We start from the raw sequence: 25,714 nt of genomic DNA, 5'->3' as shown, positions 1-25,714 counted from the left end.
CTAAGGAGGAATTGAAATGAATGCGTATGCAGAATGGCGATACGACGAGTATCGGCAGGTTGGTAAGGACTATGGAAATCCGGAGGAAGCGGCGGTTTACGACGAGACGCATGCCGACTTTCGCGATGTGGACAGCGAGAACGAGGAGCTTTGCGCCAAGCTGGCGCTGCAGCCTGGAGACCTGTTGGTCGACCTTGGAACCGGAACGGGAGCCTTGCCTGTTTTCGCTGCGAAACGAGGAATTCGCGGGTGGGGGATCGATGTTTCCGAAGCCATGCTCAGCCGAGCTCGCGAACGTGCCATCCGTTCGGGCGTGGACGCACAGGTGGTCTTCCAACGCGCTGGATATCTGGATTTCGATCTGGGAGACGAGACGGCCCGAGCGGCTGTATCCAGTTTTTCACTGCACCACTTGCCAGACTTTTGGAAGGGCGTGGCGCTGTCGCGCATCCATTCGAGCCTAGCGCCCGGTGGCGCTTTTTTCTTGAAGGACGTGGCGTTGAGCAGCGAAGGCGCAGAGGAAGACGTGAATGCGTTCGTTCGCAATCAGGAGCGTCGTGGGGGCTCGTTTTTACGCGAAGATGCGCTGCAGCATTTTCGCGAGGAGTTTTCCACATACGACTGGGTCCTGGAGGGATTGCTCCAGAGGGCCGGATTCGAAATCAAGGAAAGGGAGCGTTCCGAGGGAGTGATCGTGTCCTATCTTTGCGGAAAGTAGACCGGCTGCGTCCGAGTGGCGGGGGAATCGAAAAAAAGCCAGTCTCGCTTGGGGAGACTGGCTTTTCGTGAAAGTCGATTTCAGGCTGGGCCTTATTCGATGACGGTCGCCTTGATGATCTTTTGCTCTTCGATCGGCTTGTCCATCCCGTCGGTGGGAACGGTCTCGATCGCCTGCACTACCTCGTAGCCTTCTACGACTTCGCCGAAAATGGTGTGGCGCATGTTGAGCCACGGCGTCTTGGCGGTGGTGATAAAGAATTGGCTGCCGTTGGTGCTGGGACCGGCGTTGGCCATGGCCAGGATGCCGGTCTTGTCGAACTTGGCGTCAGGCGTGCACTCGTCTTCGAAAGGCTTGCCCCAGATGGACTTGCCGCCGCGTCCTGTGCCGGTCGGGTCGCCGCACTGAAGCATGAATTCCTTGATCACACGATGGAAGATGATGCCGTCGTAGTAGCCGTTTTCCACGTGCGTGGCGAAGTTCTCGCAGGCTTTTGGCGCGATATCGGGAAAGAGCTTCAGCACGATATCGCCAGCGTTGGTTTCAAGTTTGATTTTGGTCTTGGCCATTGGAGCTATGGATTGCGCGCGTTTTCAGATCCGCAAGCAGAAAAGGCGATCCCTCAGGAGCCATACGACGCTGCTCGCGACCGCCGGCGGCACTCGCGATGCGCCGATCGAAGGGCGCTATGTGACTAGGCTACGCCGTGGCGCTCGAAGCTCTCCAGGAGGTTCTGGTAGAAGGCCTTCGACTTGCGATAGAAATCGAAGTTCGTTGGTGGATTGCTTGGGTCGTCGAGGGATCGCAGTTTGTTTTCCACCTCTCGGGCGTAGGAGAAATCGTCTCGTTCCATGCGGCTGCGGTATCCCGGATCGCCAGGGAGCGTGACATGGGTGACCCGCCCGCTGGCGTCGGTCTCAAATTGCGGCAGTGGCATGAAAAGGACTCCAGCGAGCAGCATGCTCTCGCCGTCGTCCATGCCCTCGGTCGCTTCGTCCCAGGCCGCCTTCACGCTCTCCGGGGTGTTGCTGTTGGGGAAGCGCCAGGTTCGGGCCTCCCCGATCTGATCGATGCCGTCGCGATTCTCGTCGACGGTTTCCCCCCTGGCCCGGAGCAGGTTGTTCGCCCCTTCGATGCTCAGGCCGTAGAGCTTCGGCGTCGGGTCGGCGAAGCCGTGCTCGCGTCCCACCGCCCTAAGCTCGCTGCCGCTCAGCGATTTCAGATACGCGAGGGCGGATCCGCGGTCCTCGTTCGTCCAGTAGTCGGACATGATTTCCTGGAAATTTCGGCTGGAAGGGCCCGCTGGGGCATCGGATCGAGCGCTGACTGGGAAGGACGGTTGGGTTTCGTTGCCGCTGGCGATGGATTGAATCATAGCATCTTGTTGGGTCGGTAGTTATTGCCTGTGGGAAGCGGCGCGTGAATAGGGACGCGTAGCGTAGCAACGCATGCGCCACCGGGCGACTTCGCCGCGGCTCGCCGATCTCCGAACTGCTTCAACGACGCCGGCCAGAAGGAGTTTTCCCCTCGGGATCGGGGGATTTCGGGGCAGGAACCGCGGAGGCGCATTTTTAGTGAAAATTGCCAAAATCGGAGCGATTTCTCAGTTGTATTTCGCGCCAGCGACCCTATTCGTTGGCCCCTTATGGGCAAAAACTGGCTAGAAGGCGTAGAGGACGAATACGACGTTGTCGTGATCGGTAGCGGTTTGGGCGGATTGACTAGCGCCAACGTGCTCGCCAAGTGCGGCCATCGAGTTTTGCTGCTGGAGCACCACTACCAGTTCGGAGGCTTGGCCACTTGGTTCAAGCGCCCGGGAAAGCACATTTTCGACATCTCCCTGCACGGATTTCCCTACGGCATGGTCAAATCCTGTCGCAAGTATTGGACCAAGGAGATCGCCGACTCCATCGTGCAGCTCAAGGACGTGCGCTTCATCAATCCGGAGTTTGACGTTTGGACGACCTTCGATCGGCAGGACTTCACCCGTATCCTGGTAGAGGATTTCAAGCTGGAGCGCGAGAAGGTGGAAGGCTTCTACACCCATCTGCGCCAGATGAATTTCTACGACGACGACCAGCGCACTACCGGCGAGCTGTTCGAGGAGTTTTTCCCGGGCCGCCACGATGTGCACCGTCTGCTGATGGAACCGATCGCGTACGCCAACGGCTCCACCATGAGCGATCCGGCGATCACCTATGGCATCGTCTTTTCGAACTTCATGAGCAAAGGCGTCTTCACCTTCCAAGGCGGCACCGATGCGCTGGTGGGCAAGATGGTGGAGGAGCTGGAGCGCAACGGGGCCAAGCTTTGCAAGAACGTGCTGGTCAAGCAGGTCCTTGTCGACGAGGTCGATGGGCAGAAGAAGATCTCCGGCGTGGTCATCGAAGGGCGCACTCGAGACAGCGAAGCGGACAATATCAAGACGGTGAGGTGCAACGCGGTGGTGTCCAACGCCAACGTGGTCAGCACGGTGAAGAACCTGGTGGGCTCGGAGCAGTTTTCCGATCAGTACCTCAAGGAGCTCGACGCGGTGCGCATCAACAGCAGCTCCTGCCAGGTCTACATGGGGATCAAGGAAGGGGAAAGCATTCCGAACATCGGGGATCTGGTATTCACCTCCGAGGCTCCGACTTTCAGCAGCGAGGAGTTGACCGATCTGCACACCACCAGCCGGACCTTCTCGGTGTACTATCCGGAAACGCGTCCTGGCTCGGACCGCTACACGGTGGTGGCGTCGTTGAACGCTCAATACGTAGACTGGCGGAACCTCAGTGACGAGGAGTACGAGACTCACAAGCAGCGCCTCATCGAAGAGTCGCTTGTATCCCTGGAAAAATACATTCCGGGCGTGCGCGACAAGATCGACCACCTGGAAGCGGCTACGCCACGTACCATAAGCCACTACACCCGCCATCCGAATGGCACATCGTTCGGTACGAAATTCGAAGGTCTGAAATGTTCCATGGAACTGCCCCAGCAGATTCGCGGACTGTACCACGCTGGATCGGTCGGCATCATCATGTCCGGCTGGCTCGGCACCATGAACTACGGCGTGATCACCGCTAACAAGGTAGACAAGCAACTTGCCGCGGATCGCGCTGGAGCCTCCAAAGAGAGCGTCGCCTAAGTTTGAATACGATTTTCCGAACCCCTACCTATCGAACGATTTATGGCTAGCGAAGAAATCCTCCAAGCGATTCCTCACCGACCTCCGTTTCTGTTTGTAGACGAAATCGTCGAGCAGACGGACGACTACCTGACCACGCGGCGCTTCGTTTCCGAAACGGAGTCCTTTTTCGAAGGCCATTATCCGGGCAATCCCATCATGCCGGGCGTGATCATCTCGGAAGCGGTGTTTCAGACGGGAGCGATCTACCTGACTCGTCTGCTCGCGGACGAGATTCTCGAAGATCCCGAACTGGTGCCGGTGCTGACCAAGATATCGGATGCTCGTTTCAAGAGCATCGTGAAGCCCAACGAGACCTTGTACATCACCGCTCGCTACAAGGAAAAGCTCGGACGCTTCATCTTCATGGATGGTTCGGTGAAGACGGAGGATGGCCGCAGAGTGATGACGGTTTCCTTCAGCGTGGCTTTGGCAAAGGCTCCCAAGGACGAAGCGTAGTCGAAATGGGCTTTCTGAATCTAGAAGGAAAAAACGTGCTCGTAATGGGCGTGGCCAATCGCAAGAGCGTGGCCTGGTTCGTGGCGAAAACCCTTGAGGAGGAAGGGGCGAAGGTCATCTACAGCGTGCGCTCGGAAGCTCGCAAGGAAAGCGCCGCCAAACTGCTCAAGGATCGTCCGGTCTACGTTTGCGATGTGGAGAATCCCGACCAAGTGAAGCGTCTGGCGACGGAGATCGGTCGAGATTTCGGCGCAGTTCACGGCATCGTGCACTCCATCGCCTTCGCCAACTACAGCGAAGGCTTCAAGCCCTTCCACGAAACCAAGCGGGAGGACTACTTGCAGGCCACCGCGATCTCCTCCTTCTCGATCGTGGAAGTCGCCAACGCCTTCAAGCCTATCCTCGACAACAAGGCATCGGTGGTGGCTATCAGCATATCGTCTCTGACCATAACGGCAGCGAATTATGGATACATGTCGCCGGTCAAAGCCGCTCTCGATTCTTCGATCCGCTACTTGGCAAAGTCCTTCAGCAAGGACACCGAGGTCAGGTTCAACACCGTCAATCCCGGAACGCTGAAGACGAGCGCCTCGGCAGGCATTCCGGGGTATTTGGAGAGCTATCTCTACAGCGAAAAACTGACCTATCGTAAGCGCGCTTTGAATACGCAGGAAGTTGCCAACGCGGTGGCGTTTCTCATCAGCGATCGCTCCAGCGGCATGAACGGCGCCAGCATGGTCTTGGACGCGGGCATGGGACTGAACTATTTCGACGAGGAAGTCGTGCGCCTGGCCATGCGCCCGGAAGAGGGGAACAAAGACGCGTGAAGATTCGGTCGTCCGTCATCGATTCTCTCGCTTACGTTTCGCCGCCCACTGCATGGAGCAGCGCCGATATCGAATCGAAGCTAGCTCCACTGTATCAGCGTCTTCGCCTGCCGGAGGGCCGCCTAGAGCTGATGACGGGCATCAAGGAACGTCGCTTCTGGGATAATCCGGTGCGTCCCTCGGAAATCGCCGCCCAAGCGGGACGCAAGGCCCTCGCCCAATCGACAATCTCCGCTGAGCAAATCGAAGTCTGTATCCACTCTTCGGTATGTCGGGACATGCTCGAACCGGCTACCGCATCGTTCGCCCACCGTCTGATGGGCTTGCCAGAGGGAGTGCAGGTCTTCGATGTCTCTAACGCGTGCTTGGGCTTCCTAAACTCCATCAGCCTGCTTTCCGCCATGATCGACGCCGGACAGATCAAGGCTGGCATCGTGGTGTCAGGCGAAAACGGAAAGCCCTTGCTGGAACGCACTATACAGCAGTTGCTCGGCGGCGAACACACTCGCAAGTCGATCAAACCGTTTTTCGCCAACCTTACCATTGGGGCTGGAGCGGTGGCTGCGATCGTCTGCCACGAATCCCTCTCTCCCGGCGGTCATCGGGTTCTAGGAGGTAGTGTGCTGGCGGATACATCTAGCAACGACCTTTGCAAAGGCGACGCGAGCTTGGGCGGAGATGGATTGGAGATGCAGACCGACTCCGAGGAAATGCTGCATGCCGGAGTATCCCTCGCGAAACGAACTTGGGCAGCGTTCAAGAAGGAACTCGACTGGAGCGAAGCGACTCCGGACAGAGTGATCACGCATCAAGTCGGCGCGGCCCATCAACGCCTTCTTTTCGAGAGTTTGGGACTGCAGATGGAAAAGGACTATTCTTCGTATCAGACATTTGGAAACACGGGCTCCGCCGCGTTGCCGATCACTTTGGCTAAAGCTGCTGAAGATGGAGCGGTGAAAGCGGGCGACAAGCTTGCTCTGCTCGGAATCGGAAGCGGTTTGAACTGTCTCATGATGGGGGTGGAGTGGTGACGACGTCTCAGATCCCGGAGTGGTTGAAAACTGAATACCCATTTTCGCCCAAGCGACTCAAGCTCTCGTGCGGCCACGAGTTGAGCTATCTCGACGAAGGCAGCGGCTTTCCGGTGGTGATGGTTCATGGGAACCCGACTTGGTCGTATTTCTATCGCAACGTGGTGAAAAAGCTTTCCGGGGTTTTTCGCTGCATCGTGCCGGATCATATCGGCTGCGGACTTAGCGATAAGCCAGGCGATGCCTACAGCTATCGTCTGGATCAGCGCATAGAGGATCTGGGCGAGCTTATCGATGCTCTGGATCTGGAGCGCTTCGACCTAGTGGTGCATGACTGGGGCGGAGTGATCGGTCTTGGCGCTGCCCTGCAGCGATTCGAAAAGTTGCGTCGTGTCACAATTTTGAATACAGCGGCGTTCGTCGATTCCCGCATACCCGCTCGCATCGCCCTGTGCCGCGCCCCCGTCTTCGGCAAGCTGATCGTGCAGGGGCTCAATGGATTCGCTGGTCCGGCGGTGAAGATGGCGGTGAGCAAGCGTCGTTTGAGCGACGAGGTGAAGCGGGGCTTCCTCTATCCTTACGGCAGTTGGTCGAATCGTCGGGCGGTTTACGAATTCGTGAAGGACATTCCTATGCACGTTTCCCATCCGAGCTTCAATACGCTGATCGAAGTGGAGAACCAGCTATTGAAGCTGCGCAAGCGGGACGTGACGATCTTGTGGGGCGGAAAGGACTTTTGCTTCAGCGATCATTTCATGGAACGCTGGAAGCGATTTCTCCCGGACGCCACCGCGTTTCACTACCCGGAAGCTGGACACTACATACTGGAAGACGAGCGGGAATCCTGCTGCGAGGCGATCTATCAGATGGCTGATTACGACGAGGATTGATCTCGAGGCTTCGGACATAAGCTCATGTGTTGGATCGTCTTAGCAGCCCTGCTAAGTTCAGTCGGTCCAATTTTCGCGCTAGCTTTACGTGCAATCGCTTTAGGCTCGGGCTGTTTCCGGTCGTTGCAAGCAGTTGAAAATGACTCATTTCTGGCTAGCTTGCAAAAGGCGGCCGCGCCGAGTGAACCATGGAGCTACACACATACTTTTCCAATCTAGGCCTGCTAAGAGTCTCTTGGGGACCTGTGATCGATACCGATTCGATCAGACGCCACTTCGACCTGCTGATTGCCAACAAGAACTACGCACGCGACCTGAAGATCATCACCTCAGCGGAGGTTGAAGAGCTGGCATTTCCCCTGACGCATGAAAAGATGGAAACGTTTCGGCGGTGGCGCGAAGAGGCGCTGACCGACTACGACTCGCTGACTACGGCGTTCTATAGCATCAAGCCAGTTCCAGCCGCGTACATCGACTACTTCTCCGAGTTTTTCGACACCGAAAAGTCGCTGATGCGGCAGTTTAGCTCGCAGGAAGCGGCCTTGAAATGGCTCATCCCCGGCTATCAGCCCAATGGCTTGATGGAGCTCTATCTCGACTAGAGCGGCATTCGTTGGGTGAGCCGCTTAGGTTCGCGTTTCTCAGCGAACGCGTGATGCGAGGCGCTGTACGCCTTATTCGAAGAGCTCGACCGCTTGAAGGGGCGGCGGATCGATGACCCGCACGGAGTGTTCGGCGTCGTTGAGTTGAGCGGAGAACCAGTCGCGCGCATCCGGGTCGCCATGGGTGAGCATGATGGTCTTGGGCTCCGCGGCCAGGGCGAAGGCCAGGATTTCCTCGCGATCCGCGTGGCCGCTCATCTCGAAGCGCTCGACTTGAGCGCGGACCTGGCACTGATAGTCGAAGGCTTCGAAAACGAAGGTTTGTCCTGGCTTGGTTTCCAGCAGCTTGCCGCCCGGCGTATCCGGATCGCAATAGCCGACGAAGCAGATGCTGTTTCGCCCGTGGGCCAGCAGGGTAGCGGCGAGCTGGTAGCTAGGCGTTCGCTCGACCAGCATGCCGCTGCTCAAGATGTAGATGCCTTGCTCGGGCGGTTCCTTGCCTGGCTTGAGCTGACGCGGCGGCCGCTTAAGACGCAGCTCCTTGGCGGTTTTGCGGCTGTATCGAATCAGCTGGGTGCGCTTGGAGATCTGATCGAAGTAGTCGGCGATATCGAGGCCTAGCCCCGCGCCGAAGACGGGACAACGCGGCAGGCGTCCGTCCTTGCGGGCTTCGTTGATCAGGGTCAGCAGCTCCTGCATGCGGCCTAGGGCGAAAACGGGAATGAGGATCGAGCCGCCTCGCTCCAGCGTGGCCCGAATGGTTCCCAGCAGACGGTGAACCTCGCTGGCTCGGGTGATGCCTTCGGCCCGCTCGGTGCCGCCGCGGGTGGTTTCGATCACCATGGCATCGAAGCGCTTGGGCTGCGGAAAGCGTGCTCCGCCAATGGTGCGCTGATCGTCGAAGAGCACATCGCCGGTGAAGAAGACGCTATGGCCGTCGTGATGGACCTCGAAGCCGCCGGCGCCGGCTACGTGTCCAGCTTGGTGGAGGGTGAGGGTAAGCGTTTGCCCAGCTCTCTCGAAGCTGAGGGTCTGCTCGTATTTCAAAGGCTCGAAACGATTGGCGATTCGCTCCACGTCCTCATGGGTGAAAAGTGGGTATTCCGCGATGCGCAGCTCCGCCTTCTGCCGTTTCATGACGTTGCAGGAATTGTGCAGCATGCGCTCGACCAGCATTTGGCTGGGCAGGCTCATGAGGACTCGAGCTTCGGGATGCTGTTGGAGGAGAATGGGAAGCGAGCCGATGTGGTCGAGGTGGCAGTGGGTCACCATCACGAAGTCGATGTGACGATCCTCGATGTGGGCGAAGTCCGGCATGGCCTGGTTTCCTGCCAGTTTCGGATGCAGACCGGCGTCCACGACGAAGGTGAAGGGGCCAGCCTCCACTAGGAGCGAGTTGGAGCCGATGCCGCCTTCTCTATTCAAATCCGTGATTCGCATACGCAATTGTGAAAGCGGAGGATCGAGCGGCAAAGGGGAGGCGAGGTCAAGGTTTTCGCTTAGCGAGAAGGTTGCGGAATCCCTATCGAACGGGAACGTCGATCGGGCTGGGCCGGCCCCTTCGGCCGGATCGCAGCTAGGTCGCGGGAGTGGCCCGAGGGTCGATCACGGCGGACGGAGCTTTCGCGGCGAGGGCTTTGAGCACCGCGGAGACGGCGAAGAATCCGAATCCTCCCGTGATGTGCGTCGCGGCCCCGTAGCCGCTGGAGCAGTCGAGACGCAGACTGGAGCCGCCGCCGTCTTCCATGTCGCAAGCCTCGGGAAAGCGAGGTTCCTCTGGTGAGAATACGCAGTCGATGTGAAACTTTCGCCGCCGTTCGCGAGGGAATCCATGCTGCTGGCGCAGCAGCTTGCGCACGCGTTGCAGCAGCGGATCGTGGAAGGAGCGACTTAGATCGGCTATTTGGATTTGAGTGGGATCCACCCGGCCGCCCGCTCCGCCAATGGTGAGCACGGGAACCTTGGCTTGGCGGCAGGCCACGATCATCGCCACCTTGTGTTTCGAGCTGTCGATGGCGTCGATCACGTAGTCGAAGCCCGCGGACAGGATTTCCTCGGCGTTGCGCTCGGTGAGAAAGCTATGCACCACGCCGACCTGGATATCCGGGTTGATCGCTCGGCAGCGCTCGGCCATGGTTTCTACTTTGGAGGCCCCGATGGCGCCGTCCAGGGCGTGGATCTGGCGGTTGATGTTGCTTTCGCAGATATCGTCCAGATCGACGAGAGTAAGGTGGCCTACGCCTGAGCGAGCCAGCGCTTCGACGATCCAGGAGCCTACGCCTCCGATGCCCACCACGCAGACGCGAGCCCGGCGAAACGTTTCCAAGGCCTTGACCCCGTAGAGCCGCCCGATGCCGCCAAATCTGAATTCGTAGTTCGCTTTCGTTTCCGCCATGGTGGAAAAAGGCAACGTTAGTGAAAGCAGGACGCTTGCGTGGCAAGCGGTTTTCGCCGGATCGGCTAGCGTCGCCAGCTCCAGTAGAGGCGCAGCTCGCGAGGGGCGTCGAGGGAGATCAGTCCGTCGCTGCTGATTCCGGCCACGTTGCGTTCGTCCAAGGCGTTTTCGATGCTCACGCTGAGGCGCTGGCTCTCGGTGAACTGGTAGCTCGCTCCCAGGTTGAGGGAACCCGTTTCGCCGAGCCGCGAGTCCGGACTGAGCTTTTCGTAGGCCTTGTCGCTCCACTGGTAGCGGCCCCAGAGGGAAAGCTTTTCGTTTGGATCCCAAAACAGAGCGAGATTACCCCGCCACGGCGCTGCTTGGGGAAAGGCGAGCCCTTCGAACTGGCTGAGCTCGTCAGAGAGGATCTCGCTGTCGGAGAACATCAGGCGAGCTTCGGCGCGCAGGCTCTGGCCGAGTGGCGCCAGATAGCTGAGCTCCATGCCTGTGACCTCGCTTTTGTCCAGGTTGGCTCGCACGCTGCCGGATCCGCCCTGCGGGATGAAGCCGAAACGGGGATCGAAGCCGGATTCGGTAGTGATCAGGGCGTTGGCGATGACTTCGGAGATTTCGTAGTGAAAAACGGATACGCTAAGCTGTTGGTCGTTTCGCAGCGCTGCATTCCAATCCGCTTCGATGCTGTTGAAGCGCTCGTTGGCCAGAAGCGGGTCGGCCTCGGTGATGTCGTTCTTCACGCGAAACGGCTTGTAGAGTTCGTTGAGCGTGGGAGCTCGAAAACCGCTGGATAGGCTGAGTCCGATATCGTGCGTATCGGAAATCTGATGACGCCAAGCCAGGTCGCCGGAGATGAAGTCGTCTTCGCGATCGTCGTAGTGGCGATCGATCAACGTGACTTCGTTTTCGGTGTCGATTTCGATGCGGTATCCATCTTTTTGGGATACGCGGTCGAATCGGAGCGAAGCCGCGACGCGGTCGTTTTCGGAGAGGGAAAGGCCATGGGTGAGGAACAGTCCCAGAAAACGCTGCTCTCCGCCCGCCCTGCGAAGGCGGGTGAATCCATCGCCCAGGTTGCGAAAGCGTTCATTGACATCGCCCGAGACCTGCCGAGCGTCCACGCCGATGCTGAAGTCGGTTTGCTCGTCGAATTGGCGACGGTAGACGACCGACGCGCCTGCTGACGAAGCTGGCACGTCGAACTGGTCGAGGGCCGGCCGCTCGCTTGCTCGGTCGTCGGCCACGGATGCGTAGACGTTTTCGAAGCTGCGATCCTGCAGGTAGGCCGAGAGGTTTAGTCGGGACCCCTTGCTATCGAGGGCCCGCTCCGCGAGCAGCGACAGGTTGAGGGCGTCTGTCGAATTCCGAGCGACGGCGGTGCCGTTGCCCCGGTTTTCGCTGAAGGCGCTGGTTTTGAGGTGCATGCGCCAGTCCGGTCCGGCCTCCCAGCGCAGACGGGCGCTGAGGCCTTCGCTTTGCGAATCGGCCTTGCGGTCCACGGGGCCTCGTTGGGGTTCGCTGAGGGTGTGGAAGCCGTCGGTTTCGAAGTAGCGTCCCCCAATGTCCAAGGTGAGCGATTCCGAAAGGGCGATCGCGGTGTCGCCTTCCAGTTCGAATCGCCCGAGGTCGCTTAGGCCAAGCTGAAGCCGCTGCGCCCCGGCAATTGGCTCCTTGGTCGCGAAGGAAATGAGGCCGCTGCTGCCGAAGTTTCCCCAGAGGCCGCCGTTCGCGCCCGGGGCCAGACGCACGCTTTCCAGAGGCTGGGAGTCGATTTCATGCCAGTAGATCCATGCCCCGAACGGATCGTTCTGGGGAACGCCATCGAGCAGAACGAGGCTTCGCGAGGTGGCGTTGGCTCCGATGTTTCTCAGTCGGATCCCCTGCGTCGAGGGGTGGGCGACGAGGCTGCTGGTGCGTCGGTAGGCCCCGTAGCCGGGATAGCTTTCCAAGGCTTCGGTGATATCGCCGTACGCTCCTGAATCAAGGTCTAGGGCGCTGAGTTCCAACGACGGGCTCGACAGGTCACGTTGCAGGGGCAGCAGGCGGTTGGCGTTCACCGAGAGCGCGGGCAGTTCCACCACTTCCTGGGCGAAGAGCGATGCCGTGCCGCACAGGCAAGCGCCGGCGACGCACAGGGTTGGTCGTTTAAGTCGTTGTAGCGTATTCGACATGCAAGTCATCCCATCCAGTTGGAACGGGAGAACAAGGCTTTTGCATGCTGTCGCAAACGAGTGGAGGGGAGCGGGCGCCCTCGACGGATCTTAGCTGGCGAGCAGCATTTCCGCGTGGGACTTGGCTTCGACGAGGCTGTCCTCGAGCTCCACAAGCTCGGTGGGGTCGATGCCGATGCGCTTCCAGACTTCCGGGTACATGACAGGTTTGCAGGGATCCCGGAAAGGCATTTCCTCACGCACGCTATAGGTGTAGTCGGCCACGTAGATGATATCTACCAGCGGGGCGTAAATGCGTCGCTTGAGATCGACCGGGTTGTGGTGGTAGCCGGCGGCCGCCTGCAGAGACTCCGGCAGGTTCCACTTCTTGAAGAGAATGCGACCGATGTCTTGATGGGAGAAACCCCAGCGGTTTCGCTCGGCTACGTAGATCGGCAGATCCTCCGCGACGGCGTAGTCGACAACGGAAACCATTTCGTCGCTGAATCCCTGGATCATGGCGAGGATGCCGACGTCGTGCAGCAAGCCCGCCGTGTAGAGCAGATTCTTCTCGATGCGGGCCTTCAGGAAGTGGGGAATGAGCTCGAAGACGTCCTCGGTGATCTTGGCGATGGTGAGGCTGCGCTTCCAAAAGTTGATAGTATCGAAAACCTCCGGATCGATGGAGATTTCCTTGATCAGTCCGATGGCCAGAGAGCTCTCCACCACGCGTCGCATGCCCAGCTTTTGGGCGGCCTGCTCGATGGTTTCGGTGTGCTCGCCTCGGCTGAAGAGGGAGGAATTCGCCAGCTTGAGCAAACGGGCGGCAAGTTCGACATCCTTTCGGACCACCGCGACCACGTCCTGGATGTCGGAATGGGGATCGTTCGATATCTCCCTCAGCTTCTGGAAGGACTCCGGAAGGTTGGAGAGAGCGAATTCGTGAGTGAGAAAGTCGAGAACCTCTTGTTTGGTCATTTGCAGGAAAGTGATCGCTGTTTGGCTAGGGCGAGGACTTTATTCATCGACCAACGAATCGGATCGCTCGGTGAAACCGAATTTCGTTTTGCGATGGATAGGAAGCATGGTCGTTGCGTGGGATTGGCGAAGGCGCTGGTCGCACCGCCTCGGGCGTAGAAATGTAAGGTCGTCCCTTTCATGTACTTGACGGCTTCCTCGCCGGGAAGGTGTAGCACTATTTCCATGTATATCCGTCATTTCTCGGAATTGAGGTGATGATTGCTTAGATGTATCCAAATGGGGTTAGGTGACTTAGGGTATTGTCCTGGTAGGTGTCTTTGGGTATTGTCGGCCAGTTCGGCGGATCGGAGCGATTTTCAGCACCGTATGCAAAAAAACGCCTCCTTGCAAAAAGGAGGCGCTGATTTATAAGAGAAACTACGATATCCCTATCCAGATTGACTGTTTAACAGTCTGTTGAGAGCGCTGACAACGCCGCGAATCGATGCGTGGGAGATGTTGGTATCGATGCCGGCTCCGAAGGAGGTCGCACCATTGGGGGCCTTCAGCTCGATGTAGGAAACCGCCTTGGACTTGGCGCCCTTGCTAAGCGAATGCTCGCTGTAGGAGAGCAGTTCGTAATCCTTGTAGCCGATGCCTTCCAGGGCGTCCACGAAGGCGGCGATGGGGCCGTTTCCGGTGCCGCGAAGGTTTTTCTCCACTCCGTTGTGCTTCACCACGGCCCAGCCTTCCACGGTGTCGTTGTCGATGCGTTCGGAGCGATACTCCAGAATGTCGAGCGGCTCGCGCACGCGAATGTACTCGTTGAGGAAGCATTCGTAGACGCCTTCTGGAGTGATTTCGTCGCCGGTTTCGTCCGCCACCTTGTTGACCGCCTTGCCCAGCTCCTTGTGCATTTCCTTGGGAAGATTGAAGCCGTATTCCTTTTCCATGACGTAGGCCACGCCGCCTTTGCCGGATTGGGAGTTGATGCGGATGATGGCGCGATAGTTTCTTCCGATATCCTTCGGATCGATGGTCAGGTAGGGCACCTGCCACAGCGCTGCTTCATCGTCCGGCATTTGGGCGAAGCCCTTCTTGATGGCGTCCTGGTGGGAGCCCGAGAATGCGGTGAACACCAAATCGCCGCCGTAGGGCGAACGCGGTGGCACGTCCATCTTGGTCACGCGCTCGTAGACCTCGCGGATTTCGTTGAGGTTGGAGAAGTCGAGATGCGGATCGAGGCCCTGCGTGTACATGTTCAAGGCCACGGTGACGATATCCAGATTTCCAGTACGCTCGCCATTTCCGAAAAGCGTGCCTTCCACTCGATCCGCCCCCGCCATCAAGCCCAGTTCGGTCGCGGCCACGCCGGTGCCGCGGTCGTTGTGGGTGTGCAGGCTGACGATGACGCTGTCACGACGTGAGATCTTGCGGCAAAACCACTCGATCTGGTCCGCGTGCACGTTGGGCATCATGTATTCGACGGTGTTGGGCAGATTCAGGATCATCTTGCGATCCGGCGTGGGTTGCCAGACGTCGCACACCGCTTCGCAGCATTCGAGGGAGAACTCGAGCTCCGTATCGGAGAAGCTTTCCGGAGAGTACTGCAGCACGATGTCAGTATCCGGCAAGGTGGGAACCAGTTCCTTGACCAGTTTCGCTCCGGCGATGGCGATGTTTCGAATGTCCTCTTTTTCCGCTCCGAACACTACGCGGCGCTGCAGCGGGTTGGTGGAGTTGTAAATGTGCACGATGGCCCGCTTGACGCCTTGCAGCGATTCGAAGGTACGGCGGATCAAGTGCTCGCGGCATTGCACGAGGACCTGAATGCTGACGTCGTCGGGGATCAGGTTGTCATCCACGAGTCGACGAAGAAATGCGAATTCCGTATCGGACGCGGAGGGGAAGCCGACTTCGATTTCCTTGAAGCCAATACCCACCAGCGTTTTGAAGAGCTCGACCTTTTCCTCGACGTTCATGGGTATGGCGAGGGCCTGATTGCCGTCTCGTAGGTCTACGCTGCACCAGATGGGGGCCGTGTCGATGGAACGACTTGGCCATTGGCGATCAGGCAGATCGACAACCGGGAAGGGTCGGTACTTTGTTATCGGTGGTTTTTGCATGTCTGTTTCAGGTTTGAAAACGAATGGTCGCGGACAGGCGGGGGCAATCCCAAAAGAAGGGCCGAAACAGGCTGAAAATCGAATCGCGCGCACCAAAAGCGCGATGAAATCGAATACACGTCCCGACGAGCCCCTGCCGCTTACGCGAGTAGGAGACTGTCTAGCTTGCTAAGTCGTAGCGTGATCTGGACGAGGCTGCTCATCGATTGAGCGAGACAAAGAAGCATTCGCCCCAAAGAGTCAAGGTTTGGCATCGAGTAGGGAGCGCGGTCCCTCCCGGCGAGCAGAGTCGGCTTTGCGGGGAGACTGGCTGCATGTGACCGCCGAAGCGCTGGCCGCTACCGAAAGAGTGTCTACTGTTAGAGTAGGTGATGGGTTTACAGATGCCTACGAGGCGCTAGGTTTCGGGTATGCAATACAACGAATTTGGAAAGGACCGCGTGAAGGTTTCCCGAGTGGGACTCGGCTGTTGGCAGCTGGGCAGCGATTGGGGTGAAGTCGATGTGCTGGACGCGAACGCGATTCTCAAGGCATCGGTGGACGCGGGTGTCACCTTTTTCGATACGGCGGACGTCTACGGCAGCGGACGCAGCGAGCAGATCATCGGAAACTTCCTTCAAGAGGTCGGGTTGCAAGACCAGATTTTCGTCGCGACCAAGCTCGGACGCTTCGGCAACTTGTATCCAGATAACTATACGGCGGAATCCGTGCGCGAGCGGGTCGAGGAATCGCTGCTGCGCTTGAAGACCGAGGCCCTCGATCTGGTCCAGCTTCATTGCATCCCTACCGAAGTCATGCGTGGCGACGAGATCTGGCAGATCCTCAACGCCTTGGTCGACGAAGGGAAGATCAAGCGTTTCGGTGCAAGCGTGGAGTCGATGGAGGAAGCGTTGCTTTGCATTGATAAGGCCCCGGAGCTGACGTCGCTGCAGATCATTTTCAACATTTTCCGTCAAAAGCCTATCGCAACGCTTTTCGAAAAGGCCAAGGCGAGCAAGGTAGGCATAATCGCTCGAGTGCCGCTGGCCAGCGGCTTGCTTACGGGTAAGTTCAAATCGGATACGACCTTTTCGGAGTCGGACCATCGCAACTACAACAAGAATGGCGATGCCTTCAACGTGGGCGAAACCTTTGCCGGGCTGCCGTACGAAAAGGGAGTCGAGCTCGCTACGGAACTGAAAGCGATGGCGCCTGAGGGCATGACCATGGCCCAGATGGCTTTGCGTTGGATTCTCGATCACGACGCGGTGTCGGTCGTTATCCCTGGGGCGACAAAGGTCGAGCAGGCCAAGGGCAACGCGGCGATTGCGGACCTGCCTGAACTCGGCGCGGAACTGCACGACAAGCTGAGCGCGTTTTATCAAGAGAAGGTTCGCGATCAGATTCGCGGTCCGTACTGATGGGAGCGGCCGCCGTCCTCGTGGCTAATCTGCGTTTTTAGAATGCCCGCTCGGTTAGGCGGTCTCCGCCCGAAAATCCGATTTGACGAGGGAAGGTTGAGCCTTATTTCTTTCCCTCGTTATGAAGCCGCTTTCGCTCGATACGCGATTGGAGACGGATCGCTTGATTTTGCGTTGTCCGTTGCTCGAGGATATCGATTTCATCTTTGATGCGACTCGGTATCCCAGTTTCAATGATGGCATGCTCTGGGATCCGCCGGAAGCCAAGGAAGCGTGCGTAGAGACCTTTCATAAAACCATAGAAAACTGGAACGCGGGCACGGCCTACGTCTTCACGATGGAGCTCAAGGAGAATGGGACTCCGGTGGGGCGCATCGCTATCGAGGAGCGACCCTGTGGCGATTCGGTTGGCTTCTGGACGCACCCAAAGTATCAAAATTACGGGTACATGAGCGAGGCGCTGCAGCGTCTGCTGGATTTCTGTTTCACCGAGCTAGGCTTGAAAGTGATTGAAGCCTGCCATGCGGATTGGAATTTCGCGAGTCGCCGCGTTCTGGAAAAGAACGGCTTTCGCTTCAAGCGTCACCTTGAAGAAGGTTTCATGAAAAGAGGCGAGTGGGTTGCTGAAGATCAGCTTTCGATCACGCAGAGCCAGTGGCGTTCGTTCTTGGCACAGGATCGAGGACTGGCCAGCTAGGAACCGCACGTGGCGAGGCGGTTTGTGCGTCGCGTTTCGTCATTGATCTGCGGCGTTCTATCAAGATGAAATCCTACGTGATTCCCAAGGTCCCGTGATGGCGAGGGTTTGACCGGGGTTCTTCTGCACGTTCACGAACAAGGTCGTCCCGTCGGGGGAGAAACAGGCGCCTGCGAGCTCGCTTTGCATAGCGATGTGGGCGATATGGTAGAGCTTGCCCTCGGGCGTCACGCCTACGATGGCGCTCTTCTCGCTATCGTCCTCGCAAATGATAACGTCGCCCCACGGCGCCACCGTGAGATTGTCGCAAGCCTGCATCAGCTTGCTGTCGTGCGATTCGATATGAAGCGATAGCGTGCCTGGCTGGGAGCTTTCCTGATTGGTTGCTTCGTAGTTGCTAGGCGAATACTTGAAAATTTGACCGAATTTCCTCGCCCCACCGTTGGTGCAGGCGAAATAGATATGGCCATCGCTGTAGACCATGCCTTCTCCACGGGCGAAACGAGCGGCTCCTCGCTGAAAGCCGCGATAGCGCAGATCGTCTTCTGGGGCTTCAATGTTCTGGAGGTCGATCCACTCCGCTGCGATGGGCGTGTCGATCGGAAAGTCGGGCTGGCCGATTTCCCTCCAGTTTCGCGTGTCGCGGGAAGGCGCATCCTTGATCGCGAGAGCTTGAAGCTTTCCTCCGTCGAGCATCTTGCCCGGAGTTTTCGGCACGTAGCGGTAGAGCAGCCCATCGGGCCGATCCTCGGTGAGATAGACGATGCTGGTGGCCGGGTCCACCGCGACGGCTTCATGATTGAAGCGACCCATGCCTTTGATCGGCGTCGAAGGGGCGAGCCTCATTTCCGCAGTCGCGGGCACCTCGAAACAGTAGCCATGGTCCTTCTCTAGGATGTCGCCAGAGCGGACCACTGTTTCCTCGCAGGTGATCCAAGTTCCCCACGGGGTCGGTCCGCCTGAGCAGTTTCGCATGGTTCCCGCGAGCGAGAAGGAGTGCTGCAGCAGTTTCTTGTTTCGCGTATCGTAAACGAGTGTAGTGGTACCACCGGTACAGGCATGCCTGCCGTGGGCCGTATCATACATGTGGGGACGGGCCCTTTCGAAGAGCTCGTCGCTTGATTGGAACGGGCTAGCATCATCGTTCCCCGGGCTCATCTCGTGGTTGCGTACTAGAAGCGTCGACCCGTCGGGACCTTCGAAGGCTGCCATGCCGTCATGGGCTCCGGGAACATGAAAGCCGTCATCCATGAGCTCGCCCGTCTTGGAAAAGCTTTGGTAGGTGAAACCCTTCGGAAGGCGGATCAGGCCTGCGGGATCGTCAAGAAGCGGTCCGAAGCCCTCGACGGCAGCCGAGGAAGTGGTAGCTGCTCCGCGGGCGCCGATCAATTTGTCGGCAGCTCGCGAATAGCGCTGCAATCCAGTGAAGGCGAGGGCGGCTCCAGCGGTTTTGAGAAAGTTTCTTCGGGAGCGGGAGGGAAGATCGTTGTTCATGGACGGTGGTTGTAATGGGGCTAACGAACGAGTCCACTGATCGATGGTTACGATTCCGCGACGCTCTGCCCTCGCTCCGTGAGGCGAAAGCTTAGCTGCGGCGGACTCGGCGATCCCGCCCTGTCTTTTGGGCCAGAGCCGGAGCCTATTTCTTGATGAATGGTTCGATGATCCCTGAGAGAGCAGGAGGGAATATGCCTTCGATGTAGACGCCTTCGTCCTGCGTTTCCTGATTTCTGATGCCGCCACTGCCGTGCAGCTTGGCAATGACATCGTAGCGATCGTGCGGGATCAGCAGCTCTGTGGAGCGATACTTCGAATTCAGATGGTGGGCGATCGCTTCTTTCAGCTCTGCCACCCCTTCGCCGGTCTTGGCGCTTAGGTAGAGCGCGTCCTTGTGGGTGAAGAGAAAGCGCTCGCGATCGCTCGGGTCCTCCAGCGCGTCGATCTTGTTGAAGACCACCAGCATCGGATTCTTGTCGGCCTCGATTTCCTTGAGGACCTCCATGGTGGTCTCGAAGTGCTTCTCCGCATCGGGATTGGTGACGTCCACCACGTGTATCAGCAAATCGGCGACAACCGCTTCTTCGAGCGTAGCCTTGAAGGCCTCGACCAGACGGTGCGGAAGGCGGCGCACGAATCCGACCGTGTCGGTGACCAAGACGTACTGGCTGTTGTCGAGCTGCAAGCGACGGGTTGTGGGGTCGAGAGTGGCGAAAAGCTTATCTTCCGCTAGAACTTCGGCGTCGGTGAGGGTGTTGAGCAGGGAGGACTTGCCAGCGTTGGTGTAGCCTACGATGGCCACAGTCGGAACCGGTTTGCGCAAGCGCTTGGCCCGCTGCACGTGGCGATGTTGGATGACTTCCTTGAGCTCCTTTTTCACTACCGCGATTCGATCGCGCACCATGCGGGAGTCCGCTTCGAGCTGCGTCTCCCCTTGACCACGCGCTCCGGTTCCGCCGCCCCGCTGTCGACTGAGGTGTGTCCACGCTCGGCGCAAGCGAGGGAGCGAGTATTCCATGCGAGCGAGCTGTACTTGCAGGGCGGCTTCCTTGGTGTGGGCCCGCTCGGAGAAGATATCGATGATGATTTCCTGACGATCGATGACTGCGATATTGGATTCCGCCTCCCAGTTGCGCTGCTGGGCGGGCGTCAATTCGTCGTCGAAGATGATGACGTCCGCTTCCAACTCCTTCACTAGGGCAAGGATCTCGTTTACCTTGCCGGTGCCGAGAAGGAACGCGGGATGGGTCTTTCTCAGCTTCACCACCATTCGTTCGATTACGGGTATGTCCAGGTTGGATACGAGCTCTTCCAGCTCGTCGAGCAATCGCTCCGCGTCCTCGCTGCTCATGCGCGAGTCTTGCACGCCGATCAAAACGGCGCGTTGGACCTTTTTTCTATTTTCCTCGAGATCGAACATTTGGTTGTGGTGATTCTTTCGCCCACCAATCTCACCAATCCTTCTTCCATTTGGGATTCGTGACGATTTGTGAGATTCGTGGGTAGCAATGAAAAGCCCCGCCTCCGGTTTTTCGGAGGCAGGGCAGTGTAATTAGTTATCTGATACGCGAGGAAGCATTACTTCTTCTTGGCCGCCTTCTTAGCTGCCTTCGCTGCCCGCTTCTCGAGGATCGCGGCCTGAGCGGCGGCGAGGCGAGCGACTGGCACGCGGAACGGCGAGCAAGAGACGTAGGACAGACCTGCGTTGTGGCAGAACTTCACGGAAGCGGGATCGCCGCCGTGCTCGCCACAGATGCCGAGCTTGATGTTCGGACGAGTGGCGCGGCCCTTTTCGATCGCGATCTTCACCAGCTGGCCTACGCCAGTCTGATCGATGGAAGCGAACGGGTTGGCGGTGAGGATCTCCTTTTCCTGGTAAGCGCCGAGGAAAGAACCGGTGTCGTCGCGCGACATGCCCAGGGTGGTCTGGGTGAGGTCGTTGGTGCCGAAGGAGAAGAACTCCGCGGTTTCCGCGATCTGGTCCGCGGTCAAGGCGCCGCGAGGTACTTCGATCATGGTGCCTACGGTGTAGTCGAGCTTCACGCCCTTCTTTTCTTCAACCTCAGCTGCTACGCGCTTGATGATGGCGACCTGCTCGTCGAGCTCCTTCTTGAAGCCGACTAGAGGAACCATGACTTCCGGCTTGGCTGGGATGCCCTTCTTGGTGACCTGAGCGGCCGCCTCGAAGATGGCGCGAGCCTGCATTTCCGCGATTTCCGGATAGCAGATCGCGAGACGGCAGCCGCGGAAGCCAAGCATCGGATTGAACTCGTGCAGTTCAGCCACGCGCTGCATGATCTTCTCGACCTTGATGTCGAGGGTGCGAGCGAGGTCCATCTGCTGTTCCTTGGTGTGAGGAAGGAACTCGTGCAGCGGCGGGTCGAGCAAACGGATGGTGGCGGGCAGGCCCTTGAGGGCGCGGAAGATGCCCGCGAAGTCCTTGCGCTGGTAGGGAAGAAGCTTCTTGAGGGCCTTCTGGCGATCTTCGAGCGTGTCGGCGAGGATCATCTCGCGCATGGCGTCGATGCGGTCGCCTTCGAAGAACATGTGCTCGGTACGCGTCAGACCGATGCCGGAAGCGCCGAAGGCGATCGCGTTCTTGGTCTGCTCCGGAGTGTCCGCGTTGGTGCGAACGTCCATGCGAGTCGCCTTGGAGCACCACTCCATGAGCTGCATGTAGGATTCGTACTTCTCGGTCTTCTGGGCGGTCTTCTTTCCGTTGATGAGGCCGTCGATGATTTCCGAAGGAGCCGTTTCGATCTTGCCCGCGAAAACGTCGCCCGTGGTGCCGTCGATGGAGAGGAAGTCGCCTTCGTGGAAGACGTTCTTGCCAACGGTGAGGGTCTTGTCGTCGTAGTTGATCTGCAGAGCGGAGGCGCCGCAGACGCAGACCTTGCCCATCTGGCGAGCGACCAGAGCGGCGTGGGAGGAGACGCCACCGCGAGCGGTGAGGATGCCGTCAGCCGCGATCATGCCGCGAAGGTCTTCCGGGGAGGTTTCGACGCGTACCAGGAGAACCTTTTCGTTCTTCTTGGCGGCGTCGACAGCGCGCTCGGCGTTGAAGTAGATCTTGCCGGCGGCGGCGCCAGGGCCTGCGGGGAGGCCGGTGGAAAGCACCTTGGCCTTCTTGACTTCGGCGGTGTCGAAGATCGGAGCGAGCAGCTGGTCGAGCTGGTCAGCCGGGTTGCGCAGGACAGCGGTTTCCCAGGTGATGAGCTTTTCCTTAACCATGTCCACGGCGAACTTCAGAGCGGCGGCGGCGGTGCGCTTGCCGTTGCGAGTCTGCAGCATGTACAGCTTGCCTTCCTGGATGGTGAACTCGACGTCCTGCACATCGCGGAAGTGCTTTTCCAGCTTCTTGCGAACCTTGAGCAGCTCGGCGTAGGACTTCGGCATGACGTCCTTCAGCTTGGCTACTGGCTCTGGAGTGCGCACGCCAGCTACCACGTCTTCGCCCTGAGCGTTGACGAGGAACTCGCCGTAGAACTCGTTGGCGCCGTTGGCCGGGTTGCGAGTGAAGGCCACGCCGGAACCGGAGGTCTCGCCGGTGTTTCCGAATACCATGGCCTGGACGTTGACCGCCGTGCCCCATTCGGAGGGGATGCCGTACTTTTGGCGGTAGACGATGGCGCGGTCGTTCATCCAGGAACCGAATACAGCGCCGGCGGCGCCGCGCAGCTGATCCCAAGGATCTTCGGGGAAGCCTTGACCAGTGCGTTCCTTAACCAGGGCCTTGAAGCGCTTGACGAGCTCCTGCTGGTCTTCGGCGGTGAGGGAGGAGTCGATGATGTCCTCGCCGTAAACTTCGTGCTTGTAGTGTTCGATGACGCCTTCGAACGGCTCGACGTCTTCGCCTTCCGCCTTCTGCACGCCGAGAACGACGTCTCCGTACATCTGGATGAAGCGGCGGTAGCAGTCCCAAGCGAAACGAGGATTGTCGGTGGCCTTGGTCAGTGCTTCGACGGAAGCGTCGTTGAGGCCGAGGTTGAGGATGGTATCCATCATGCCCGGCATGGAGTCGCGAGCGCCTGAGCGAACCGCGACCAGCAAGGGCATGCCGTCAGTGGCGCCAAACTTGGTGCCCATCTGCTTTTCCATCTTGGCCACCGCTTCTTCCATCTCCTTCTGCAAGGTGGTGGGGTAGGTGCGACCGTTTGCGTAGTAGTAGGTGCAAACGTCGGTGGTGATGGTGAAGCCAGGAGGAACGGGCAAGCCGATCTTGGCCATCTCAGCGAGGTTCGCGCCCTTGCCGCCGAGAAGCTCTCTCATTGTTGCGTCACCGTCGGTCTGCTTGCCGAACGAGTAAACGTACTTGACGTTCTTAGCTGCTGCCTTCTTAGGAGCACGCTTCGCTGTTTTACGAGTGGCCTTTTTGGCTGGTTTTGCGCGTTTCGCTGTCTTTTTTGGTGCCATACTGCTATAGCTTGGGTTTGCGATGTTGTGGTTAGGAAGCCGCTTGGGTGCTTCTTCCCGAATAAGAAAAGGGGTTCCTCATAGTGATGGGAGAGTCTGTGTCAACGTGAATGCTACGTGCTGTCACTTGCGCTGTTTGCGGACCGTTCGTTTCGGCATCGCCGAGCATCGTTGGGCAGGTCTCGCGATTTGCGGTTGCGAGCGGAGGAACAGTCGTTCAATAAGCGAGCCTGTTAGCGAAGTCTATGAGCGATATTGTCCCCAAGGATGTTGACAACGATGAAGAGCAAGCCGATTGGGCTGGCGATCCCAAGCAGATGGGATTTCTGGACCACTTGGAGGAGTTGCGGTGGACCCTCATCAAGCCGCTAGCGGTTTTCTTTCTCTCCTTCATCGCGTCGATGATCTTCATCCAGGACGTGAAGGAAATCCTGATGTATCCACTGAATCAAAACTACTCGGTGGACGAGATCAGGGCGTTCGCGGGGCTGGCCACGCGCAACATCACGGGGGTCTACACTGCCATGCTGCACATCGGTCTGATCGTGGGGATCGGCGTTTCGTCTCCATTTTTCCTATACAACATGGCCAAGTTTTTGGCTCCCGCTTTGACGAAGCGGGAAAAACGATTGCTGATCCCCGGTTCGGTCAGCGTGCTGTTCCTCTTTTTGCTGGGCTGCTGCTTCAGCTTTTTCCTGCTGCTTCCGAAGGCCATCCAAATCACCATGCAGTTCAACGAGATGCTGGGCTTCCAGATCATCTGGTCGCCGGAAAGCTACTTCGGGTTCATCACGTGGATCGTGATCGGCATGGGGGTGGCGTTCCAGTTTCCGCTCATCGCGATCGTTCTGGTGTATTTGGATATCCTGACCGTTGAGAAGCTTCGCTCTTTCCGCCGAGTGGCGATCATCTCCTTCTTCATCGCCGCAGCAGTGCTGACGCCTCCCGATCCGGTCACCCAGATCATGATGGCGATCCCGATGATGGTGCTGTACGAAGTCGCTATCTTCGTATCGCGCTTCGTGGTGAAGCGCCGCATCCGAGCTGAGGAGGCCTGGGAGAACGAGGACGTCTAGTCGGAGGCCTAGGCGAGGCGTCTAGAGCTCTCGAAGCGTTTCAGTCAGAATCTCGCAAGCTTGGTCGATCGCTCCTTGCTGGTGAGCGGTCGATATGAAGTTCGCCTCATACTTGGAAGGCGGCAGGTAGACCCCTTTTTCCAAGCAGCGGTGAAAGTACGTGTTGAAGCGCTGCGTGTCGGTGGCCGTCGCGTCGTCGAGCGTTTCCACCGGAGCGTCGCTGAAGTAGACGCAGAACATGGACGCGACCTGGGGGACTTGCAGCGGGAGGCCGATCTCTCGGGCGGTTTCGGCGACGGCTTTGGCGATTTGCTGCCCCATGGTCTCCAATGCCGCGTAGGCGCCGCCTTCGAGCAAGAGCTTCAGGGAGGCGATGCCTGCGGCCATGGCCAGCGGGTTTCCGCTGAGCGTGCCAGCTTGATACACGGGACCGAGCGGAGCGAGGTGATCCATGATCTCCGCTTTCCCGCCAAGGGCGCCTACGGGCAGTCCGCCGCCGATGATTTTCCCAAGCGTGGTCAGGTCCGGCGTGATGCCTTCGCGTTCCTGTACCCCCCCCGCGGATACGCGGAATCCGGTCATGACTTCGTCGAAGATGAGCACTGCTCCATGTTTGGAGCAAAGATCTCGCAGGCCTCGCAAGTAGCCGTCTTTGGGGAAGATCAGGCCGACGTTCGCGGGATAGGGCTCGAGAATGATGCCGGCTATGTCGTCGCCGTAGCTTTCGAAAGCGGCTTCGACCTTGGCGAGATCGTTGAACGGCAGCACGATGGTTTCCTTGGCTAGGCTTTCGGGAACGCCGCCGCTGTCCGGCTTGCCAAGCGTGAGGGCTCCAGAGCCAGCGGAGATGAGAAGGCTGTCCACATGGCCATGGTAGCAGCCGGCGAACTTGATGATCTTGTCGCGTCCGGTGTATCCACGGGCCAGGCGAATGGCGGTCATGGTGGCCTCCGTACCCGAATTGACCATACGCACCTTTTCGACGGAGGGGACCATCTTCACGATGAGCTCCGCCATTTCCACCTCGTAGGGATTGGGCGTTCCGAAGCTGGTGCCCGCCTCGAGCGCCTTGGCGATGGCGTGGCGAATGGTGTCGTTGTTGTGGCCATGGATGGCTGGACCCCAGGTACAGACGAAGTCGATCAGCTCTCGATCGTCGGCGGTGGTGAGCGTGGCGCCGTTTGCTTTCTTGGTGAAAAACGGCGTGCCGCCGACGGAGCGGAAGGCTCTCACAGGCGAGTTGACGCCGCCGGGGATAAGTTTTTTTGCGCGTTCGAAAAGTTCGTTGGAAGTGGACATGTTATAGC

21 protein-coding genes are annotated in these 25,714 nt (G+C 58.6%); 10 read left to right on the top strand and 11 right to left on the bottom strand.

Features of this window, described 5'->3' with window-relative positions; all coding sequences use genetic code 11:
* The first annotated feature begins 16 nt into the window (after positions 1-16).
* A complete protein-coding gene (locus QEH54_RS09145; protein WP_309018360.1) occupies positions 17-718 on the top strand; it encodes a class I SAM-dependent methyltransferase in 702 nt (233 codons plus the stop codon).
* Positions 719-810: 92 nt separating this feature from the next.
* On the opposite strand, the gene QEH54_RS09140 is transcribed toward QEH54_RS09145, so the two are convergent.
* A complete protein-coding gene (locus QEH54_RS09140; RefSeq protein WP_309018359.1) occupies positions 811-1,287 on the bottom strand; it encodes a peptidylprolyl isomerase in 477 nt (158 codons plus the stop codon).
* 125 nt (positions 1,288-1,412) lie between these two features.
* Positions 1,413-2,093, bottom strand: a complete 681-nt coding sequence (locus QEH54_RS09135; protein ID WP_309018358.1) for a hypothetical protein — start codon at positions 2,091-2,093, stop codon at positions 1,413-1,415.
* 270 nt (positions 2,094-2,363) lie between these two features.
* On the opposite strand from QEH54_RS09135, the gene QEH54_RS09130 reads away from it, so the two are divergent.
* The 6 genes from QEH54_RS09130 (at position 2,364) to QEH54_RS09105 (ending at position 7,696) form a co-directional block, all read left to right on the top strand.
* The gene (locus QEH54_RS09130) at positions 2,364-3,848 is read left to right on the top strand and encodes an NAD(P)/FAD-dependent oxidoreductase (RefSeq protein WP_309018357.1); all 1,485 of its coding nucleotides are present in this window, start codon (positions 2,364-2,366) and stop codon (positions 3,846-3,848) included.
* A gap of 42 nt (positions 3,849-3,890) precedes the next feature.
* On the top strand, positions 3,891-4,346 hold the full coding sequence (locus QEH54_RS09125) for a 3-hydroxyacyl-ACP dehydratase FabZ family protein (protein ID WP_309018356.1): 456 nt from the start codon (positions 3,891-3,893) through the stop codon (positions 4,344-4,346).
* Between the two features lie 5 nt (positions 4,347-4,351).
* The gene (locus QEH54_RS09120) at positions 4,352-5,173 is read left to right on the top strand and encodes an SDR family oxidoreductase (protein WP_309018355.1); all 822 of its coding nucleotides are present in this window, start codon (positions 4,352-4,354) and stop codon (positions 5,171-5,173) included.
* Entirely contained in the window at positions 5,170-6,204 is a 1,035-nt protein-coding gene (locus tag QEH54_RS09115; protein WP_309018354.1) for a 3-oxoacyl-ACP synthase III, read from the top strand. Before QEH54_RS09120 ends, QEH54_RS09115 begins: the two co-directional genes overlap by 4 nt.
* Positions 6,205-6,227: 23 nt before the next feature.
* On the top strand, positions 6,228-7,094 hold the full coding sequence (locus QEH54_RS09110; protein ID WP_309018353.1) for an alpha/beta fold hydrolase: 867 nt from the start codon (positions 6,228-6,230) through the stop codon (positions 7,092-7,094).
* A 188-nt stretch (positions 7,095-7,282) separates the two neighbouring features.
* Positions 7,283-7,696 (top strand): hypothetical protein, encoded by a 414-nt coding sequence (locus QEH54_RS09105; RefSeq protein WP_309018352.1) that lies wholly within the window; start codon positions 7,283-7,285, stop codon positions 7,694-7,696.
* Positions 7,697-7,768: 72 nt separating this feature from the next.
* Here the strand turns inward: QEH54_RS09105 and QEH54_RS09100 are convergent, their stop codons facing one another.
* The 5 genes from QEH54_RS09100 to leuA form a co-directional block, all read right to left on the bottom strand.
* Positions 7,769-9,136, bottom strand: a complete 1,368-nt coding sequence (locus tag QEH54_RS09100; RefSeq protein WP_309018351.1) for an MBL fold metallo-hydrolase — start codon at positions 9,134-9,136, stop codon at positions 7,769-7,771.
* 136 nt (positions 9,137-9,272) lie between these two features.
* Complete coding sequence (tcdA, locus tag QEH54_RS09095) at positions 9,273-10,091, bottom strand: tRNA cyclic N6-threonylcarbamoyladenosine(37) synthase TcdA (protein WP_309018350.1); 819 nt, start codon at positions 10,089-10,091, stop codon at positions 9,273-9,275.
* 65 nt (positions 10,092-10,156) lie between these two features.
* Entirely contained in the window at positions 10,157-12,259 is a 2,103-nt protein-coding gene (locus QEH54_RS09090) for a TonB-dependent receptor (protein ID WP_309018349.1), read from the bottom strand.
* A 90-nt stretch (positions 12,260-12,349) separates the two neighbouring features.
* Positions 12,350-13,216 carry an HDOD domain-containing protein gene (locus QEH54_RS09085; protein WP_309018348.1) on the bottom strand — a complete coding sequence of 289 codons (867 nt, stop codon included), beginning with the start codon at positions 13,214-13,216 and terminating at the stop codon, positions 12,350-12,352.
* 431 nt (positions 13,217-13,647) lie between these two features.
* The gene (gene leuA, locus QEH54_RS09080; protein ID WP_309018347.1) at positions 13,648-15,324 is read right to left on the bottom strand and encodes a 2-isopropylmalate synthase; all 1,677 of its coding nucleotides are present in this window, start codon (positions 15,322-15,324) and stop codon (positions 13,648-13,650) included.
* Between the two features lie 410 nt (positions 15,325-15,734).
* On the opposite strand from leuA, the gene QEH54_RS09075 reads away from it, so the two are divergent.
* Positions 15,735-16,724 (top strand): aldo/keto reductase, encoded by a 990-nt coding sequence (locus QEH54_RS09075; RefSeq protein WP_309018346.1) that lies wholly within the window; start codon positions 15,735-15,737, stop codon positions 16,722-16,724.
* Positions 16,725-16,845: 121 nt separating this feature from the next.
* Positions 16,846-17,421, top strand: a complete 576-nt coding sequence (locus QEH54_RS09070; protein WP_309018345.1) for a GNAT family protein — start codon at positions 16,846-16,848, stop codon at positions 17,419-17,421.
* Between the two features lie 60 nt (positions 17,422-17,481).
* On the opposite strand, the gene QEH54_RS09065 is transcribed toward QEH54_RS09070, so the two are convergent.
* From QEH54_RS09065 to ppdK, 3 genes are all read right to left on the bottom strand, one after another.
* Positions 17,482-18,915, bottom strand: coding sequence for an alkaline phosphatase PhoX (locus QEH54_RS09065; RefSeq protein WP_309018344.1), 1,434 nt, complete (start codon positions 18,913-18,915; stop codon positions 17,482-17,484).
* A gap of 145 nt (positions 18,916-19,060) precedes the next feature.
* The gene (gene hflX / locus QEH54_RS09060; RefSeq protein ID WP_309018343.1) at positions 19,061-20,338 is read right to left on the bottom strand and encodes a GTPase HflX; all 1,278 of its coding nucleotides are present in this window, start codon (positions 20,336-20,338) and stop codon (positions 19,061-19,063) included.
* A gap of 158 nt (positions 20,339-20,496) precedes the next feature.
* Complete coding sequence (ppdK, locus tag QEH54_RS09055) at positions 20,497-23,331, bottom strand: pyruvate, phosphate dikinase (protein ID WP_309018342.1); 2,835 nt, start codon at positions 23,329-23,331, stop codon at positions 20,497-20,499.
* Positions 23,332-23,576: 245 nt separating this feature from the next.
* On the opposite strand from ppdK, the gene tatC reads away from it, so the two are divergent.
* A complete protein-coding gene (gene tatC / locus QEH54_RS09050) occupies positions 23,577-24,407 on the top strand; it encodes a twin-arginine translocase subunit TatC (protein WP_309018341.1) in 831 nt (276 codons plus the stop codon).
* Between the two features lie 21 nt (positions 24,408-24,428).
* Here tatC and hemL read toward each other — a convergent pair whose 3' ends face one another.
* Positions 24,429-25,706: a glutamate-1-semialdehyde 2,1-aminomutase gene (gene hemL / locus QEH54_RS09045; protein ID WP_309018340.1), complete on the bottom strand. Its 1,278-nt coding sequence runs from the start codon at positions 25,704-25,706 to the stop codon at positions 24,429-24,431.
* Positions 25,707-25,714: the final 8 nt, after the last annotated feature.

Source organism: Pelagicoccus sp. SDUM812003 (assembly GCF_031127815.1).
Classification (GTDB): Bacteria; Verrucomicrobiota; Verrucomicrobiia; order Opitutales; family Opitutaceae; genus Pelagicoccus.
Note: the sequence above shows the minus strand (reverse complement) of the source record. Positions and strands in the feature narration are given on the sequence as shown.